This is a genomic window from Streptomyces albicerus, from assembly GCF_008905045.1.
In the GTDB taxonomy this organism is placed as follows: Bacteria; Actinomycetota; Actinomycetes; order Streptomycetales; family Streptomycetaceae; genus Streptomyces; species Streptomyces albicerus.
Genome location: NZ_VWMY01000060.1, coordinates 1 through 15,538 on the forward strand (window position 1 = coordinate 1; position 15,538 = coordinate 15,538).

Annotated in this window: 14 protein-coding genes, 1 rRNA gene and 1 riboswitch; of the genes, 12 read left to right on the plus strand and 3 right to left on the minus strand. The window is 68.5% G+C overall.

The window, feature by feature from the left end; all coding sequences use genetic code 11:
- The 11 genes from rrf to GAS53_RS40845 form a co-directional block, all read left to right on the plus strand.
- A 5S ribosomal RNA gene (rrf, locus tag GAS53_RS40795) occupies nucleotides 1–80 on the plus strand; the annotation flags it as partial.
- A gap of 152 nt (nucleotides 81–232) precedes the next feature.
- Nucleotides 233–841, plus strand: a complete 609-nt coding sequence (locus GAS53_RS40800; RefSeq protein ID WP_151482816.1) for a CDP-alcohol phosphatidyltransferase family protein — start codon at nucleotides 233–235, stop codon at nucleotides 839–841.
- 116 nt (nucleotides 842–957) lie between these two features.
- Nucleotides 958–3,453 carry a mannose-1-phosphate guanyltransferase gene (locus GAS53_RS40805; RefSeq protein WP_151482817.1) on the plus strand — a complete coding sequence of 832 codons (2,496 nt, stop codon included), beginning with the start codon at nucleotides 958–960 and terminating at the stop codon, nucleotides 3,451–3,453.
- A gap of 92 nt (nucleotides 3,454–3,545) precedes the next feature.
- Nucleotides 3,546–4,448, plus strand: a complete 903-nt coding sequence (locus GAS53_RS40810; protein WP_151482818.1) for a DUF881 domain-containing protein — start codon at nucleotides 3,546–3,548, stop codon at nucleotides 4,446–4,448.
- Nucleotides 4,445–4,777, plus strand: a complete 333-nt coding sequence (locus tag GAS53_RS40815) for a small basic family protein (RefSeq protein ID WP_003988855.1) — start codon at nucleotides 4,445–4,447, stop codon at nucleotides 4,775–4,777. Before GAS53_RS40810 ends, GAS53_RS40815 begins: the two co-directional genes overlap by 4 nt.
- 5 nt (nucleotides 4,778–4,782) lie before the next feature.
- Nucleotides 4,783–5,619: a DUF881 domain-containing protein gene (locus GAS53_RS40820; RefSeq protein WP_151482819.1), complete on the plus strand. Its 837-nt coding sequence runs from the start codon at nucleotides 4,783–4,785 to the stop codon at nucleotides 5,617–5,619.
- A gap of 148 nt (nucleotides 5,620–5,767) precedes the next feature.
- Nucleotides 5,768–6,652 carry an FHA domain-containing protein gene (locus GAS53_RS40825; RefSeq protein ID WP_225859401.1) on the plus strand — a complete coding sequence of 295 codons (885 nt, stop codon included), beginning with the start codon at nucleotides 5,768–5,770 and terminating at the stop codon, nucleotides 6,650–6,652.
- A 42-nt stretch (nucleotides 6,653–6,694) separates the two neighbouring features.
- Nucleotides 6,695–7,429: a transcriptional regulator FtsR gene (gene ftsR / locus GAS53_RS40830; RefSeq protein WP_151482821.1), complete on the plus strand. Its 735-nt coding sequence runs from the start codon at nucleotides 6,695–6,697 to the stop codon at nucleotides 7,427–7,429.
- Nucleotides 7,430–7,515: 86 nt separating this feature from the next.
- A complete protein-coding gene (locus GAS53_RS40835; protein ID WP_006123076.1) occupies nucleotides 7,516–7,989 on the plus strand; it encodes a bifunctional nuclease family protein in 474 nt (157 codons plus the stop codon).
- Between the two features lie 215 nt (nucleotides 7,990–8,204).
- Nucleotides 8,205–8,837 (plus strand): MerR family transcriptional regulator, encoded by a 633-nt coding sequence (locus GAS53_RS40840; protein WP_151482822.1) that lies wholly within the window; start codon nucleotides 8,205–8,207, stop codon nucleotides 8,835–8,837.
- A 68-nt stretch (nucleotides 8,838–8,905) separates the two neighbouring features.
- Nucleotides 8,906–10,285: a DNA polymerase IV gene (locus GAS53_RS40845; RefSeq protein ID WP_151482823.1), complete on the plus strand. Its 1,380-nt coding sequence runs from the start codon at nucleotides 8,906–8,908 to the stop codon at nucleotides 10,283–10,285.
- Between the two features lie 147 nt (nucleotides 10,286–10,432).
- Here GAS53_RS40845 and GAS53_RS40850 read toward each other — a convergent pair whose 3' ends face one another.
- The gene (locus GAS53_RS40850; protein ID WP_192583493.1) at nucleotides 10,433–10,807 is read right to left on the minus strand and encodes a PRC-barrel domain-containing protein; all 375 of its coding nucleotides are present in this window, start codon (nucleotides 10,805–10,807) and stop codon (nucleotides 10,433–10,435) included.
- 104 nt (nucleotides 10,808–10,911) lie between these two features.
- Nucleotides 10,912–11,007, plus strand: a riboswitch (glycine riboswitch).
- 177 nt (nucleotides 11,008–11,184) lie between these two features.
- Here GAS53_RS40850 and gcvP point away from each other — a divergent pair.
- On the plus strand, nucleotides 11,185–14,070 hold the full coding sequence (gcvP, locus tag GAS53_RS40855; RefSeq protein WP_151482825.1) for an aminomethyl-transferring glycine dehydrogenase: 2,886 nt from the start codon (nucleotides 11,185–11,187) through the stop codon (nucleotides 14,068–14,070).
- Nucleotides 14,071–14,173: 103 nt separating this feature from the next.
- Here the strand turns inward: gcvP and GAS53_RS40860 are convergent, their stop codons facing one another.
- Both GAS53_RS40860 and GAS53_RS40865 read right to left on the minus strand, forming a co-directional pair.
- Nucleotides 14,174–14,377 carry a DUF5999 family protein gene (locus GAS53_RS40860; protein ID WP_151482881.1) on the minus strand — a complete coding sequence of 68 codons (204 nt, stop codon included), beginning with the start codon at nucleotides 14,375–14,377 and terminating at the stop codon, nucleotides 14,174–14,176.
- Nucleotides 14,378–14,755: 378 nt separating this feature from the next.
- Nucleotides 14,756–15,352, minus strand: a complete 597-nt coding sequence (locus GAS53_RS40865; protein WP_151482826.1) for a hypothetical protein — start codon at nucleotides 15,350–15,352, stop codon at nucleotides 14,756–14,758.
- Nucleotides 15,353–15,538 lie beyond the last annotated feature (186 nt).

Here is a 15,538-nt window from a genome sequence, read left to right on the forward strand (position 1 = left end):
TTCCGAACCCGGAAGCTAAGCCTTACAGCGCCGATGGTACTGCAGGGGGGACCCTGTGGGAGAGTAGGACACCGCCGAACAAATTTTAGAGCTTCGGTCCTTGGACGATAAGTCCGAGGGCCGAAGCTTTTTTGTTTTCCGGGACGCTACCCGAACCCCTCCGCACTGCGGACAGATGGCTGAGGGTAGGGTCAGGGGGCATCGTTGGCACGTTCCCACAGGAGGCCCCCGGGTGGAGGTCCAGGAGACCCGCGTCCAGACAGACCGGGTCCTCACCATCCCGAACATCCTCAGCATGGCGCGTCTTGCAGGCGTGCCGCTCTTCCTGTGGCTGATCCTCAGGCCGGAGTTCGGCGGGCCCAAGAGTGACGGCTGGGCACTCCTGGTGCTCATGCTGAGCGGCATCAGCGACTATTTGGACGGCAAGCTCGCCCGCCGGTGGAACCAGATCAGCAGCCTGGGCCGGCTGCTGGACCCCGCGGCCGACCGGCTCTACATTCTGTCGACTTTGCTCGGCCTGACCTGGCGCGAGATTCTGCCGCTCTGGCTGACGGCTGTCCTGCTCGCGCGAGAGCTGGTTCTGCTGGTGATGGTGGGCATCCTCAGGCGGCACGGCTATCCGCCGCCACAGGTGAACTTCCTTGGGAAGGCTGCTACGTTCAACCTGATGTACGCCTTCCCGTTGCTGCTGCTCAGTGACGGAAGTGGATGGCTTGCATCACTCGCTGCTATTTTCGGATGGGCGTTCGCAGGATGGGGTACAACGCTCTACTGGTGGGCAGGGATCCTCTACGTGGTTCAGGTCCGCCGCCTTGTCCGCGCGGACACCATGGCCGATTGAGCTCGCCGAATGGGCGGCCGTTAGTGGCCTCTGATGGCCCGCAAGCAGAATGTGCGGGACAATCTGACGGGTGAAGTCGGCTAGACCGTCGTCTCTTCAAGGAGGACGCTTCCGACATGAAGGCCGTCGTGATGGCCGGAGGCGAAGGCACACGCCTTCGCCCCATGACCTCAAGCATGCCCAAGCCGCTCCTACCCGTGGCCAATCGCCCGATCATGGAGCACGTGCTGCGGCTGCTCAAGCGGCATGGGCTCAACGAGACCGTCGTTACTGTCCAGTTCTTGGCCTCTCTCGTCAAGAACTACTTCGGTGACGGTGAAGAGCTCGGAATGGAGCTCACCTATGCCAATGAGGAGAAGCCACTCGGTACTGCCGGCAGTGTCAAGAACGCCGAGGAGGCGTTGAAGGACGACACCTTCCTGGTGATCTCCGGTGACGCTCTGACCGACTTCGATCTCACCGATCTGATCAATTTCCACAAGGAAAAGGGCGCGCTGGTCACTGTCTGTTTGACCCGGGTCCCGAATCCGCTGGAATTCGGCATCACCATCGTCGACGAAGAGGGAAAGGTCGAGCGCTTTCTCGAGAAGCCGACCTGGGGCCAGGTCTTCTCGGACACGGTGAATACCGGTATCTACGTCATGGAGCCCGAGGTCTTCAACTATGTCGAGGCCGATGTCTCCGTCGACTGGTCAGGCGATGTCTTCCCCCAGCTGATGAAGGAAGGCAAGCCGATCTACGGCTATATCGCCGAGGGCTACTGGGAGGACGTAGGCACGCACGAGAGCTATGTGAAGGCGCAGGCCGATGTCCTGGAGGGCAAGGTCGACGTCGAACTCGACGGCTTCGAGATCTCGCCCGGTGTGTGGGTCGCCGAGGGTGCCGAAGTGCATCCGGACGCGGTGCTGCGCGGGCCGCTCTACATCGGCGACTACGCCAAGGTCGAGGCCGGCGTGGAAATCCGCGAGCACACCGTGGTGGGCTCCAATGTGGTCGTGAAGACCGGGGCGTTCCTGCACAAGGCCGTGCTGCACGACAACGTGTACATCGGCCAGCACAGTAATCTGCGCGGCTGCGTCGTCGGAAAGAACACCGACATCATGCGGGCCGCGCGCATCGAGGACGGCGCCGTCATCGGGGACGAGTGCCTCGTGGGCGAAGAATCGATCGTGCAGGGGAACGTACGGGTTTACCCGTTCAAGACCATCGAGGCCGGTGCCTTCGTCAACACGTCGGTCATCTGGGAGTCCCGGGGCCAGGCTCATCTCTTCGGAGCTCGCGGGGTGTCCGGGATCCTCAACGTGGAGATCACTCCCGAGCTCGCTGTACGGCTCGCGGGGGCGTATGCGACGACGCTCAAGAAGGGCTCGACCGTCACGACGGCACGCGACCACTCGCGAGGTGCCCGTGCGCTCAAGCGGGCGGTCATCTCGGCGCTGCAGGCCAGCGCCATCGACGTACGAGACCTGGAGAACGTACCGCTGCCGGTGGCACGGCAGCAGACTGGGCGGGGCAGTGCCGGCGGGATCATGATCCGGACGACGCCAGGCGTGCCCGACTCCGTGGACATCATGTTCTTCGACGGGCGCGGGGCTGATCTCTCGCAGGCGAGTCAGCGGAAGCTGGACCGGGTGTTCGCGCGGCAGGAGTACCGGCGCGCGTTCCCGGGCGAGATCGGGGATCTGCACTTCCCTGCCAGCGTCTTCGACTCGTACACAGGGTCCTTGCTGAGGAATGTCGACACCACCGGGATCGCCGAGTCCGGGCTGAAGGTGGTCGTGGACGCGTCGAACGGCAGCGCCGGGCTGGTGCTGCCCAGCCTCCTGGGCAAGCTCGGGGTCGACTCGTTGACCATCAATCCCGGTCTGGACGAGTCGCGTCCGACGGAGACTGCGGACGCGCGCAGGTCGGGGATGGTGCGGCTCGGGGAGATCGTGGCGTCCGCGCGCGCCGCGTTCGGGGTGCGGTTCGATCCGGTTGGCGAGCGGCTGTCGCTCGTCGACGAGAAGGGCCGGATCATCGAGGACGACCGGGCGTTGCTCGTCATGCTCGATCTGGTGGCCGCCGAACGGCGAAGTGGGCGGGTGGCGTTGCCGGTGACCACCACGAGGATCGCCGAGCAGGTGGCGGCGTACCACGGAACCCAGGTCGACTGGACGACGACGTCTCCCGACGATCTGACGCGCGTCGGGCGCGAGGAGTCGACGATCTTCGGAGGCGACGGGCGCGGCGGTTTCATCGTGCCGGAGTTCAGCAGCGTCTTCGACGGTTCGGCAGCCTTCGTACGGCTCATCGGTCTGGTGGCGCGGACGCAGCTCACGCTCAGCCAGATTGATGCGCGGATTCCGCGGGCGCACGTCCTCAAGCGTGATCTCGCGACTCCCTGGGCGGTCAAGGGACTTGTGATGCGGCGCGTCGTCGAGGCGGCCGGTGACCGGTTCGTGGACACGACCGACGGCGTACGTGTGGTGGAGACCGATGGGCGCTGGGTGATGGTCCTTCCGGACCCGGCGGAGGCGGTCACGCATCTGTGGGCCGAAGGGCCCGACGACGCGTCGGCGCAGGCGTTGCTCGACGAGTGGTCGTCGGTGGTGGACAGCGCCGGTCGCTGAGCGGCACGCGCGCATGCCGGACGGTGCCCTCGAAGGGGCCCGTCCGGCACACCGGTGGGGCCATTCGGAGGTACTGGCCGCGACGTGCGACGATGTGCGGCATGCCGCAGCAGCACCCCGTTCGGAGTACCCCCACGCGCCCCACGCGTCCGGACGCCTCCATGTCGCTGCTCACCAACGTCATGGACCACAGCCTCGACGACGGGTACGCGGAGGCGGCCGCCCGCAAGGAGGCCGAAGGCACCGGCGGCATGCCGAAGACGTTGCGGGCGAAGCTCGGTCTCGCGGCCGGTCTGGTGCTCGCGGCCCTCGTGGTGACCGTGGGGGCGGCGCAGGCGCGGATAGCGGCTCCGGTCGTCGCCAAGGAGCGCGAGGAACTCATCGACCGCATCGACCGCGAGACGTCGGCGGCCGACAAACTCGAGAACAGCATCGACAAGCTCCGCGACGACGTGAGTGCGCGGCAGCGCGAGGCGCTGAAGAAGCACGGCGGCGACCAGGGCGAGCTGGTGGCCATCCTGGCGGGGGCGGTCGAGGTGCACGGTCCCGGTGTGAAACTCGTCGTGGACGACGCCAAGGAAGCCGACCAGAGTGGTGACGGAGACGCCCGTGAGACGTCGGGGTTCTCCGACACCGGACGTGTACGTGACCGTGACATGCAGCGCGTGGTCAACGGGCTGTGGGAGTCGGGTGCCGAGGCCGTCGCGATCAATGGGCAGCGGCTGACGGCACTGTCCGCGATCCGGGCCGCGGGTGACGCGATACTGGTCGACAACAAGCCGCTGGTGCCGCCCTACACGGTGCTGGCCGTAGGGGACGGCCGGCGGCTGAGCACCAAGTTCCAGAACAGCGGCGACGGGCAGTATCTGCACGCCCTGCAGGAGAACTTCGGGATCCGGACCAGCATTTCCGTCGAGGACGACGTCCGGCTTCCCGCCGCACCGAGTGTGATCGTAAGAACAGCAGAACCGAGTACAGAGAAAGGCACATCGTGATCGCCGTACTGGGCCTCGTCGTGGGAGTCGTGGCTGGATTGTTGGTCCGGCCCGAGGTCCCGGCGGTGGTCGAGCCCTATCTTCCGATCGCCGTCGTGGCGGCGCTCGACGCCGTGTTCGGAGGCCTGCGCGCGATGCTCGACGGCATCTTCGACGACAAGGTCTTCGTGGTGTCGTTCCTGTCCAACGTTGTCGTGGCCGCGCTGATCGTCTTCCTGGGCGACAAGTTGGGCGTGGGCGCCCAGCTGTCCACTGGTGTGGTGGTCGTCCTCGGTATCCGTATCTTCTCCAACGCCGCGGCGATCCGCCGGCACGTGTTCCGGGCGTGAGGCCGATGAGCGACAAGGACGAGACCCCCGAGAACCCACTGCGCAAGGAACTGCCCGAAGAGGTGCCCGCGGAGTCCTCGGAGACGCCGAGGGCCGAGGCGGAGCAGGACAAGCCGGTCCTGACCGGCCGTCAGCGGCTGATGAAGGGTCTGTGGCCGCCGCGCGTTTCGCGTGCGCAACTCATCGTCGCCCTCCTGTTGTTCGGCCTCGGCTTCGGTCTCGCCGTCCAGGTGGCGTCCAACAGCGACAGCGACGGCGCCCTCCGCGGCGCGCGTCAGGAAGATCTCGTACGCATCCTCGATGAACTGGACGACCGTACGCAGCGTCTGGAAGAGGAGAAGCAGGGGCTCGAAGATCAGCGCACCGAGCTGGAGAACAGTTCGGACCAGGCCGAGGAGGCCCGCAAACAGACGGTCGAGAAGGAGAAGCAGCTCGGCATTCTGGCGGGCACCGTGGCGGCGCAGGGCCCTGGCATCACGGTGACCATCGACGACGAGAAGGGGACGGTCGAGGCCGACATGCTGCTCGACGCGATCCAGGAGCTGCGCGCGGCCGGCGCGGAGGCGATCCAGGTCAATGGCGTACGGGTCGTCGCCGGTACCTATCTGACGGACGTGAGCGGTGGAGTCGCCGTCGATGGGAACAAGATCAGCGCCCCCTATCGTTTCAAGGTCATCGGCAAGCCTCAGGACCTCGAACCGGCGCTCAACATCCCTGGCGGAGTGGTGCAGACTTTGGAGAAGGAGCAGGCCACTGTCACGGTGGAACGCTCGGACAAGATCGTCGTGGACGCCTTGCGACCAGCGAAGCGGCCTGACTACGCTCGGTCGTCCTCCCAGTGAACGGGAGGCGCTTGGGGGCCGCTCCGCGAGGGCATGAGGTTGCGGGGGGTCGACGCACCGAATGGGTGGTGCGTGGTGGAAACTGTCTGGTGGACACGGACGTTGTGATGATGTCCGGCTCGACCGGTGTGTGTAGTCAGGGTTCGTCCTGCCCCACGGGCGGGTCTGTTTCGGTCAAGGGGAATCGCCCGTGAAGTTGTTTGCGAAGTTGTTCGGCAAGAGCGCGCGAGAGGGCAGCGACAATGCCACTGCCCGGCATCGCGCACCGCGCCCCTCAGACGCCGAGGGGCAGGGAGATCGTCCGCTCTTCCGGGATCAGGTCGGTGGTCCGGGCGGTGACATTTCCGGTGGTCAGGGCGCGCCGTCTGTTGACCCTGCCCAGTCGGGACGCATAGGTTTCGGGGAACCGTCAGCCTCAAGTACGGGTGGAGGGTTCGGCTCCGACCCGTATGCGTCCAATGCTCCCGCGGGGCAGCCGCGGCAGGAGGATCCGTCCATGTCGGCCCTGGTGTGTACGAGGTGCGGTAACCGCAACGCGGAGGCGAGCCGCTTCTGCTCCAACTGCGGTGCGCCGCTGCGGGCCGGTGCGACCCCGGAGCGCCCGTCGGAGACCACCTCGACGATCTCCATCTCCGGCCTTGAGGCCTACGACGCCGAGGCCACCGGCCAGACGCAGATGCCGATGCTCTCTCCCGAGGCGCAGGCCGCCGTCGACGCGCTGCCGCTCGGCTCGGCGCTCCTGGTGGTGCGCCGCGGACCCAACTCGGGCAGCCGCTTCCTGCTGGACGGCGAGCTGACCACCGCCGGCCGTCATCCGCAGAGCGACATCTTCCTGGACGACGTGACCGTGTCGCGCCGCCATGTGGAGTTCCGCCGCGCCCCCGACGGTTCGTTCACGGTGGCGGATGTCGGCAGCCTCAACGGCACGTACGTCAACCGGGAGCGGATCGACCAGGTCGCGCTGTCGAACGGTGACGAGGTGCAGATCGGCAAGTACCGGCTGGTCTTCTACGCGAGCCAGCGGGGCATCTGACCCTTCCCCAGACTCCGTCCGGGGGGACCCTCAGGAAGGTCCATGCTTCGAACACCGAGCGGCGGTGCCGGACACGGCACCGCCGCCACGGACAACGGGCTGATGAGCATCGGCACGGTGCTGAACGTGCTGCGCGAGGAGTTCCCCGAAGTCACCATCTCCAAGATCCGTTTCCTGGAGTCGGAGGGGCTCATCGAGCCGCAGCGGACCCCGTCCGGGTACCGGAAGTTCAGCCCGGACGACGTCGAGCGCCTCGGTCACGTCCTGAGGATGCAGCGGGACCACTATCTGCCCCTGAAGGTGATCCGCGAGCATCTGGACGCCATGGAACGGGGTGAGGCACTGCCGTTGCCGTCCGTGGGGCGCCAGCGGGACGGCGAGCTCCTCAGCGAGCCCGAGGGGCCGGCGGTGGCCCGGATCGGGCGGGCCGAGCTGATGGCCGCCGCGGAGATCGGCGAGCAGGAGCTCGAGGAGTGGGAGTCGTACGGGCTCATCACCCCGCTGTCGGACGGGGTGTACGACGCCGAGGCGGTGACCGTGGCCGGGCTGGTCGTGGAACTCGGGCGGTTCGGGATCGAGCCGCGGCATCTGCGTGCCGTGAAGGCCGCCGCCGACCGCGAGGCGGGGCTCGTCGACCAGGTGGTGGCCCCGTTGAGGCGCCATCGCAATCCGCAGACCAGGGTGCACGCGGAGGCGCGGACGAAGGAGCTGGCGGGGCTCGCGGTGAAGCTGCACGCCGCGCTGGTGCAGTCCGCGCTCGGGGTGCGGCTGCCCTGATGCGACGGTGCGAGCGGGGCGCCGGATCGGGCGCCCATTCCGTGCTCGACTACCCAAAGATGCCGGGCACGGCCTAGGGTTGCTGTGTGAACGAGCTCGACGTCGTAGGTGTCCGGGTCGAAATGCCCTCCAACCAACCGATCGTGCTCCTGCGTGAAGTGGGAGGCGACCGTTACCTCCCCATCTGGATCGGGCCGGGGGAGGCGACGGCGATCGCCTTCGCACAGCAGGGCATGGCTCCCGCGCGACCGCTGACCCACGACCTGTTCAAGGACGTGCTGGAGGCCGTCGGCCAGGAGCTGACCGAAGTACGTATCACGGACCTGCGGGAAGGCGTCTTCTACGCGGAGCTGGTGTTCGCCAGTGGGGTCGAGGTCAGTGCCCGGCCGTCCGACGCCATAGCGCTGGCGTTGCGTACCGGGACGCCGATCTACGGCAGTGACGGGGTCCTGGACGACGCCGGCATCGCGATCCCGGACGAGCAGGAGGACGAAGTGGAGAAGTTCCGCGAGTTCCTCGACCAGATCTCGCCCGAGGACTTCGGGACCAACAGCCAGTGAGCTTCTGCCGCCACCGTCCCGTGACCCTCCGGGACCGCCGGACGACAGGCCGTACGGCCGTCGTCCCGAGAGCATTCGGCTAGCCTTTCCCCGCGGTGGGACACGGGAAACCACTCTTAGGGTGATTATCACTCGGCGTGCCGAGTGTGGCGGTCGTTGACGCGCCCCTGGTGGCTGCCTACCGTCGAGAAGGCAGGTCAAGGACGGAGGTCGGCGTGAGAAGCAGCGGCGACGGTACGGCTGGGGGTGCCCGCGGACACGGTCTGGGGGAGAGCGGCCCGTACCCGCTTCACAGCAGCGCGGCCGATCACGTACAGCGGCCGACGTCGGTGCCGGGCGAGGGCGGGGCGGCGTCCGAGGAGATCGGCTATCGCGGTCCCACAGCGTGCGCGGCCGCGGGTATCACCTACCGACAGCTGGACTACTGGGCCAGAACGGGGCTGGTCGAGCCGAGCGTGCGGCCCGCCTACGGGTCGGGGACGCAGCGGCTCTACAGCTTCCGGGACGTCGTCGTCCTGAAGATCGTCAAGCGGTTCCTCGACACCGGTGTCTCCCTGCAGAACATCCGCACCACGGTCCAGCACCTCCGAGAGCGCGGATTCCGCGACCTTGAGCGGATGACGCTGATGAGCGACGGGGCGACGGTCTACGAGTGCTCCTCGCCCGACGAGGTCCACGCGCTCCTCCAGGGCGGCCAGGGCATCTTCGGGATCGCCGTGGGCGTCGTGTGGCGGGACGTGGAGAGCGCGCTCTCGCAGCTGCACGGGGAGCGCGTCGACACGGGCGAGACGCTCGTGGGGCACAACCCCGCGGACGAGCTGGCGCGGCGCCGCAACCGCGCGGTCTGACCACGGCCGGGCAGGGAGTGTCCCGGCGTACCGGGGCATTGTCAGTGGCGTAGGGCAGCATCGGACATGTGAGAACCGCGCCCACGATCCTGCATCTCGACATGGATGCCTTCTTCGCCTCGGCGGAGCAGGCAGCCAAGCCGAGCCTGCGTGGGAAGGCGGTCATCGTGGGCGGGCTCGGACCAAGGGGTGTGGTCGCCACCTGCTCGTACGAGGCCCGGGTCTTCGGGGTGCATTCGGCGATGCCCATGGCGCAGGCCCGCCGGCTGGCGCCGAACGCCGCGTATCTCGTACCCCGCTTCGGGCTCTACAAGGAGATCAGCGAGCAGGTGATGGGGCTGCTGCGGGACCTGTCGCCGCTGGTGGAGCCGCTGAGCCTGGACGAGGCGTTCGTGGACCTGGAGGCCGGACAGGCGGCCTGGGACGACGAATCGGCGCGGCTGGCCGGGGTGAAGCTGCGCGCGGACATCCGGGCCGTCACGGGGCTGACCGGGTCCGTGGGACTCGCCGCCTCCAAGATGCTAGCGAAAATCGCCTCCGAGCAGGCCAAGCCCGACGGGCTCGTGCTGATAGAGCCGGGCACCGAGCGGGCGCTGCTCGCCCCCATGTCGGTGCGCACGCTGCCGGGCGTGGGGCCCGCCACCGGAGACCATCTGCGGCGGGCCGGGATCACCACGGTCGGCGAGATCGCCGAGGCGGGCGAGGACGAGCTCGTACGGCTCCTGGGGAAGGCCCACGGGGTCGGGCTGTACGCCATGGCGCTGGCGCACGACGAGCGGCCCGTGGTGGCCGAGCGGGACACGAAGTCGGTGTCCGTCGAGGACACGTACGACGTGGACATTCACGACCGGGTGCGGGTGCGGATGGAGGTGCAGAGGCTTGCCGACCGGTGTGTGCAGCGGTTGCGGGGAGCGCACCTGTCGGGGCGGACCATCGTGCTGAAGGTGCGGCGGTACGACTTCTCGACGCTGACCCGGTCCGAGACGCTTCGGGGCCCCACGGACGATCCGGCGGTGGTGCGGGAGGCCGCCGCGCGGTTGCTGGAGTCCGTGGACACCACGGGAGGTGTACGGCTGCTGGGGGTCGGGGTTTCCGGGCTTGCCGACTACACGCAGGAGGATCTCTTCGCCCAGGCGCGGGCGGCTGCGGACGCGCTGCCGCAGGTGGCCGAAGAGGGCATGGAGGAGTCGGTGGAGGAGCCCGAGGTGCCCGCCGAGCGGCGGTGGCATGCGGGGCACGATGTACGGCATGCCGAGTTCGGGCACGGGTGGGTGCAGGGGAGTGGGCTGGGGAGGGTCACTGTGCGGTTCGAGACGCCTGACTCCGAGCCGGGGCGTGTGCGGACGTTTCGGACCGATGATCCGTTGTTGGAGGTCGCGGATCCGTTGCCGTTGGTGGAGCGAAGACCTGGGGGTGTGGGTTCGCCTGCGGCGGGCGGGGAGGGGTGACTGGGGTGCGTTCGTACGTGCGGGTCGACTGTGGCCGGTCGCGCCCGCGCGGCGGAGCCGCACATTGTCACAGCCCCGCGCCCCTGAAGGACTGACTCTGAAGGACAAAGACCGGCCGTCTCTCGGCCTCAGCCGTTTCCCGTCCCTCTACGGGGCTTCGTCCGAGCCTGCCAGATGGCCGAAGTCGTGGTCCGGGAAGGGGGGAGGAGGGGCCACGTCGAGGCCGTAGTGGTGGTAGAGCTGGAGTTCCTGTTCGGGGGAGAGGTGGCGGCCGACGCCGAAGTCGGGGGCGTCCTTGATCAGGGCGCGTTCGAAGGGGACGCGCAACGCGCCGTCGACCAGCTCGCTGGGCTCCAGGGGGACGAAGGCATCCCTGCTGAACAGGCCGGTGCGGATGGCCGCCCACTCCGGTACGCCGGTCGCGTCGTCGAGGTAGACCTCGTCGACGGTGCCGATTCTGGTGCCGTTGCGGTCGAACGCCTTGCGGCCTATCAGGTTGCGCGGATCGATGTCGGTCTGCACGGGCCCTCCAACTGCTCGCAACTCATCCGTAAGCACTACGAAAGAGCACTTTGAGCAGGGCGGCCACTCGAGGGAACCCCGCTGGTACGCTGGGCAACGGCTGCTGACCCCGTGCGGGAGAGTCCTCCAGGCTTCATCGGAGGCGCCGAAGGAGCAAATCCTCCCCGGAATCTCTCAGGCTCACGTACCGCACGGACGAGGTCACTCTGGAAAGCAGAGCGGGTGTCGACGGTTTCCGCTCTCACCGACGGTGAAAGCCGGCGTGCCTTCGTGGCGGGCCGGTGAAACTCTCAGGTTGAGATGACAGAGGGGGAGGCCGTCGGGGCACCCGCGCCGTGGTGCCCCTCGAAGGTCGTCAGACCAGGAGGCCTCCGTACATGACCGACCATCGCGTTCCGCTCTCCGAGCTCGAAGCGGGAATCCCCTTCGAGCAGCGCCACATCGGGCCCGACACCGAGGCCCGGGCCAAGATGCTCGCGCAGGTGGGGTACGGCTCGCTCGACGAGCTGACGGCCGCCGCGGTCCCGGATGTGATCAAGAACGCCGACGCGCTCGAACTGCCGGGCGCGCGCACCGAGGCCGAGGTGCTGGCCGAGCTGCGCTCCCTCGCGGACCGTAACCAGGTGCTGGATTCCATGATCGGGCTCGGGTACTACGGGACGTTCACACCGCCCGTCATCCTGCGCAACGTCATGGAGAACCCGGCCTGGTACACCGCGTACACGCCGTACCAGCCGGAGATCTCGCAGGGCCGGCTCGAGGCGCTGCTCAATTTCCAGACCGTGGTCGCCGACCTGACGGGCCTGCCGACCTCCGGCGCCTCGCTGCTCGACGAGAGCACGGCGGCCGCCGAGGCCATGGCGCTGTCGCGGCGCATGGGCAAGAACAAGAAGGGCCTGTTCCTGGTCGACGCGGACGCCCTTCCGCAGACCATCGCCGTGATCGAGACCCGCGCCGAGCCGACCGGCGTCGAGGTCGTCGTCGCCGACCTGAGCGACGGCATTCCGGCCGAGCTGGCCGAGCGTGAGATCAACGGCGTGCTCCTCCAGTACCCGGGCGCCTCCGGCGCCGCACGGGACATCAAGCCCGTCGTCGAGCAGGCGCACGAGCTGGGTGCGATCGTCACCGTCGCCGCCGATCTGCTCGCCCTGACGCTGCTCACCTCGCCCGGCGAACTCGGCGCGGACATCGCGATCGGTACGACGCAGCGCTTCGGCGTGCCGATGGGCTTCGGCGGGCCGCACGCCGGGTACATGGCGGTGCGCGAGAAGTTCGCGCGGAGCCTGCCCGGCCGGCTCGTGGGCGTGTCCCTGGACGCCGACGGCAACAAGGCCTACCGGCTCGCCCTGCAGACGCGGGAGCAGCACATCCGCCGCGAGAAGGCGACCAGCAATATCTGTACGGCTCAGGTGCTGCTCGCCGTGATGGCCGGGATGTACGCGGTCTACCACGGGCCCCAGGGCCTGAAGTCCATCGCGCAGCGCACCCACCGGTACGCCACGATCCTCGCCGCGGGTCTGAAGGCGGGCGGTGTCGAGGTCGTCCACGAGGCGTATTTCGACACGCTCACCGTGCGGGTGCGGGGCAAGGCCGCCGAGACCGTCGCGGCCGCGCGCGAGGGCGGTGTCAATCTCCACCTCGTGGACGCCGACCACCTGTCCCTCGCCTGCGACGAGACCACCACGCGGGGTCAACTGGACGCCGTCTGGGCCGCGTTCGGTGTCGAGGGCGATGTGGCGGCGCTGGACGCGACGGCGGCGGACACACTGCCGGCCGCGCTGCTGCGCACCGACGAGTATCTGACGCACCCGGTGTTCCACCAGTACCGCTCCGAGACCGCGATGCTGCGCTACCTGCGCCGTCTCGCCGACCGTGACTACGCGCTCGACCGCGGCATGATCCCGCTGGGCTCCTGCACGATGAAGCTCAACGCGACCACGGAGATGGAGCCGGTCACCTGGCCCGAGTTCGGGCAGCTGCACCCCTTCGCGCCCGCCGAGCAGGCGCAGGGCTACCTCACGCTCATCCGTGAGCTGGAGGAGCGGCTCGCCGAGGTGACGGGCTACGACAAGGTGTCGCTGCAGCCCAACGCCGGTTCCCAGGGCGAGTTCGCGGGCCTGCTGGCCGTACGCGGCTATCACCGGGCCAACGGCGACGAGCAGCGCACCGTCTGCCTCATCCCGTCGTCCGCGCACGGCACGAACGCGGCGAGCGCCGTGATGGCCGGCATGAAGGTCGTCGTCGTCAAGACCGCGGACGACGGCGAGATCGACGTCGAGGACCTGCGCGCCAAGATCGAGCAGTACGCCGACGAGCTTGCCGTGCTGATGATCACGTACCCCTCGACGCACGGTGTGTTCGAGGAGCACGTCGCCGACATCTGTGCGCAGGTGCACGAGGCGGGCGGCCAGGTGTACGTCGACGGGGCCAACCTCAACGCGCTGGTGGGCCTCGCCAAGCCGGGCCACTTCGGCGGTGACGTCTCGCACCTCAATCTGCACAAGACGTTCTGCATCCCGCACGGCGGCGGCGGTCCGGGCGTCGGTCCTGTCGGGGTGGGCGCGCATCTCGCGCCGTATCTGCCGAACCACCCGCTGCAGCCGGCCGCGGGCCCGGAGACCGGCGTGGGCCCGATCTCAGCCGCTCCCTGGGGCTCGGCGGGCATCCTGCCCATCTCATGGGCGTACGTCCGTCTCATGGGCGGTGAGGGGCTCAAGCGGGCCACGCAGGTCGCCGTGCTCAGCGCCAACTACATCGCCAAGCGTCTCGAGCCGCACTACCCGGTGCTCTACACCGGTCCTGCCGGGCTCGTGGCGCACGAGTGCATCATCGATCTGCGGCCGCTGACCAAGGCGACCGGTGTGAGCGTCGACGACGTCGCCAAGCGGCTGATCGACTACGGGTTCCACGCGCCGACGATGTCGTTCCCGGTGGCCGGCACGCTGATGATCGAGCCCACGGAGAGCGAGGACCTGATCGAGCTCGACCGGTTCTGCGAGGCGATGATCGCCATTCGTGCGGAGATCGAGAAGGTCGGCTCGGGCGAATGGGCGGCGGACGACAACCCGCTGCGGAATGCCCCGCACACGGCGGCCGCGCTGGGCGGCGAGTGGAAGCACGCGTACAGCCGGGCGGAGGCCGTCTTCCCGGACGGTGTCTCGACCGCCGACAAGTACTGGCCGCCGGTGCGGCGCATCGACCAGGCGTACGGCGACCGGAATCTGGTCTGCTCCTGCCCGCCGCTGGATGCCTACGAGGAGTAATCACCTCTGGACATGCGTCGGGGCCGGTTCCGGGTCTGCTTCCCCGGGCCGGCCCCTCATGTCTCCGGGCGGCCTGTCGGTCGCCCGTGGTGCGCCGGGCCGCTCAGGCGGCCGTCATCACGTCGATGACCAGAGGTCGGTGCGGCGCGATGATCCGGCCGTCCGGCAGGAGCTCACCGGTGTCCTCGAAGAGCAGGACGCCGTTGCACAGCAGGCTCCATCCCTGCTCCGGGTGGTGCGCCACGAGGAGCGCTGCTTCCCGGTCGGCGGAGTCGGCTGTCGGGCACGGCGGCTGGTGCTGGCACATTGATGGGATCTTTCGCTTCGGTGTGAGGTCGGTGATCGATGTCGTGTCTGTCCTGCGGCTCGAAGTGGTGCTCATGGCCGCCCCCCGTTTGTCAGATGGTCCGGAACCCAGTGTTGCCCTACGGACGTCAATCCGCAGGGATTTTGCGGCAGCGCTCCTCACAGGTTCAGGACGCATCACCCGTGCGGACGGTTCATTCCAACTGGGGCGCCTCTTCGGGTGGTTCTCAGTGGTCGGATGGGGCTAGTCCAGAAGGACTGGGCGTGCGCTGCGTCCTCCTGGCGTCACTCCGCGCAATGGCGTCTCCCCGGCTCACCGCGGGCAGCAGCGTGCCCCGCGGCCGGGGTGGGGCCGCGGGGCACGGAAGCGGAGGTGCGCTCAGGCGGGTGAGCCGAGCAGCGGGCCGGGCGTCTGCGTGGACGTGAGCCGGTGGGTCAGCACAGGCAGCAGCTCGGAAACGCGGTGCGGGCGGTGCGCGGCGATGCCGGGCGGGGCGGGTGCCAGCGGTACCAGGAGGTCGGTGGCGGCGGGGTGGCCCTCGGAGCCGTCGGCCGTGCAGTCGCCGTGCAGCCACAGCGTGAGCATGTAGAGCTCGGGGACGGACAGCAGACGGGCCTGGTACGAGCCCGTCATCGTCTCGGCCTGGCGCAGGGCGCGCTCGGTGGCGGTGACGTACGGACCCTCGAAGAAGTGCGAGAAGGCCCAGCCGTCGGGGGTCAGCCTCGTCTCGGCGGCCGCTACGGCGCGTTCGCCGCAGCGGATCAGGAAGCGCCATCCGGCGAGGCGGGTGGCCGAGGCGCCCGCCGGGCCGATCCGGTCGAGGACGTGGACGGGCAGCGGGAGTTCGGGAGTGGCGGGTCCCTGCGCGTTGCGCAGGGACGGGGTGCGTGCCTCGCGGACCGCGGTGGGGGAACCGAGGGCCGTGAGGACGGTGCGTACAGCGGGCGCGGGAGCCGGGGGGACATGCAGCGGCATGGTGGGTCGCCTCTCATTCGACAGGCATGGCGGCGCGAGGGCGGGGGCGGACGACACTGTCAGCTCTCGGGGTCAGAGGGGCGGGGGCAATGACCGCGAGCGCCAACTCTCTGCCTCGTTCGCGGAGTTTATACGAAACGTGTTCAGACGATGTTTCATCTAGCCGTTCCGCACATTAAAGGCAAG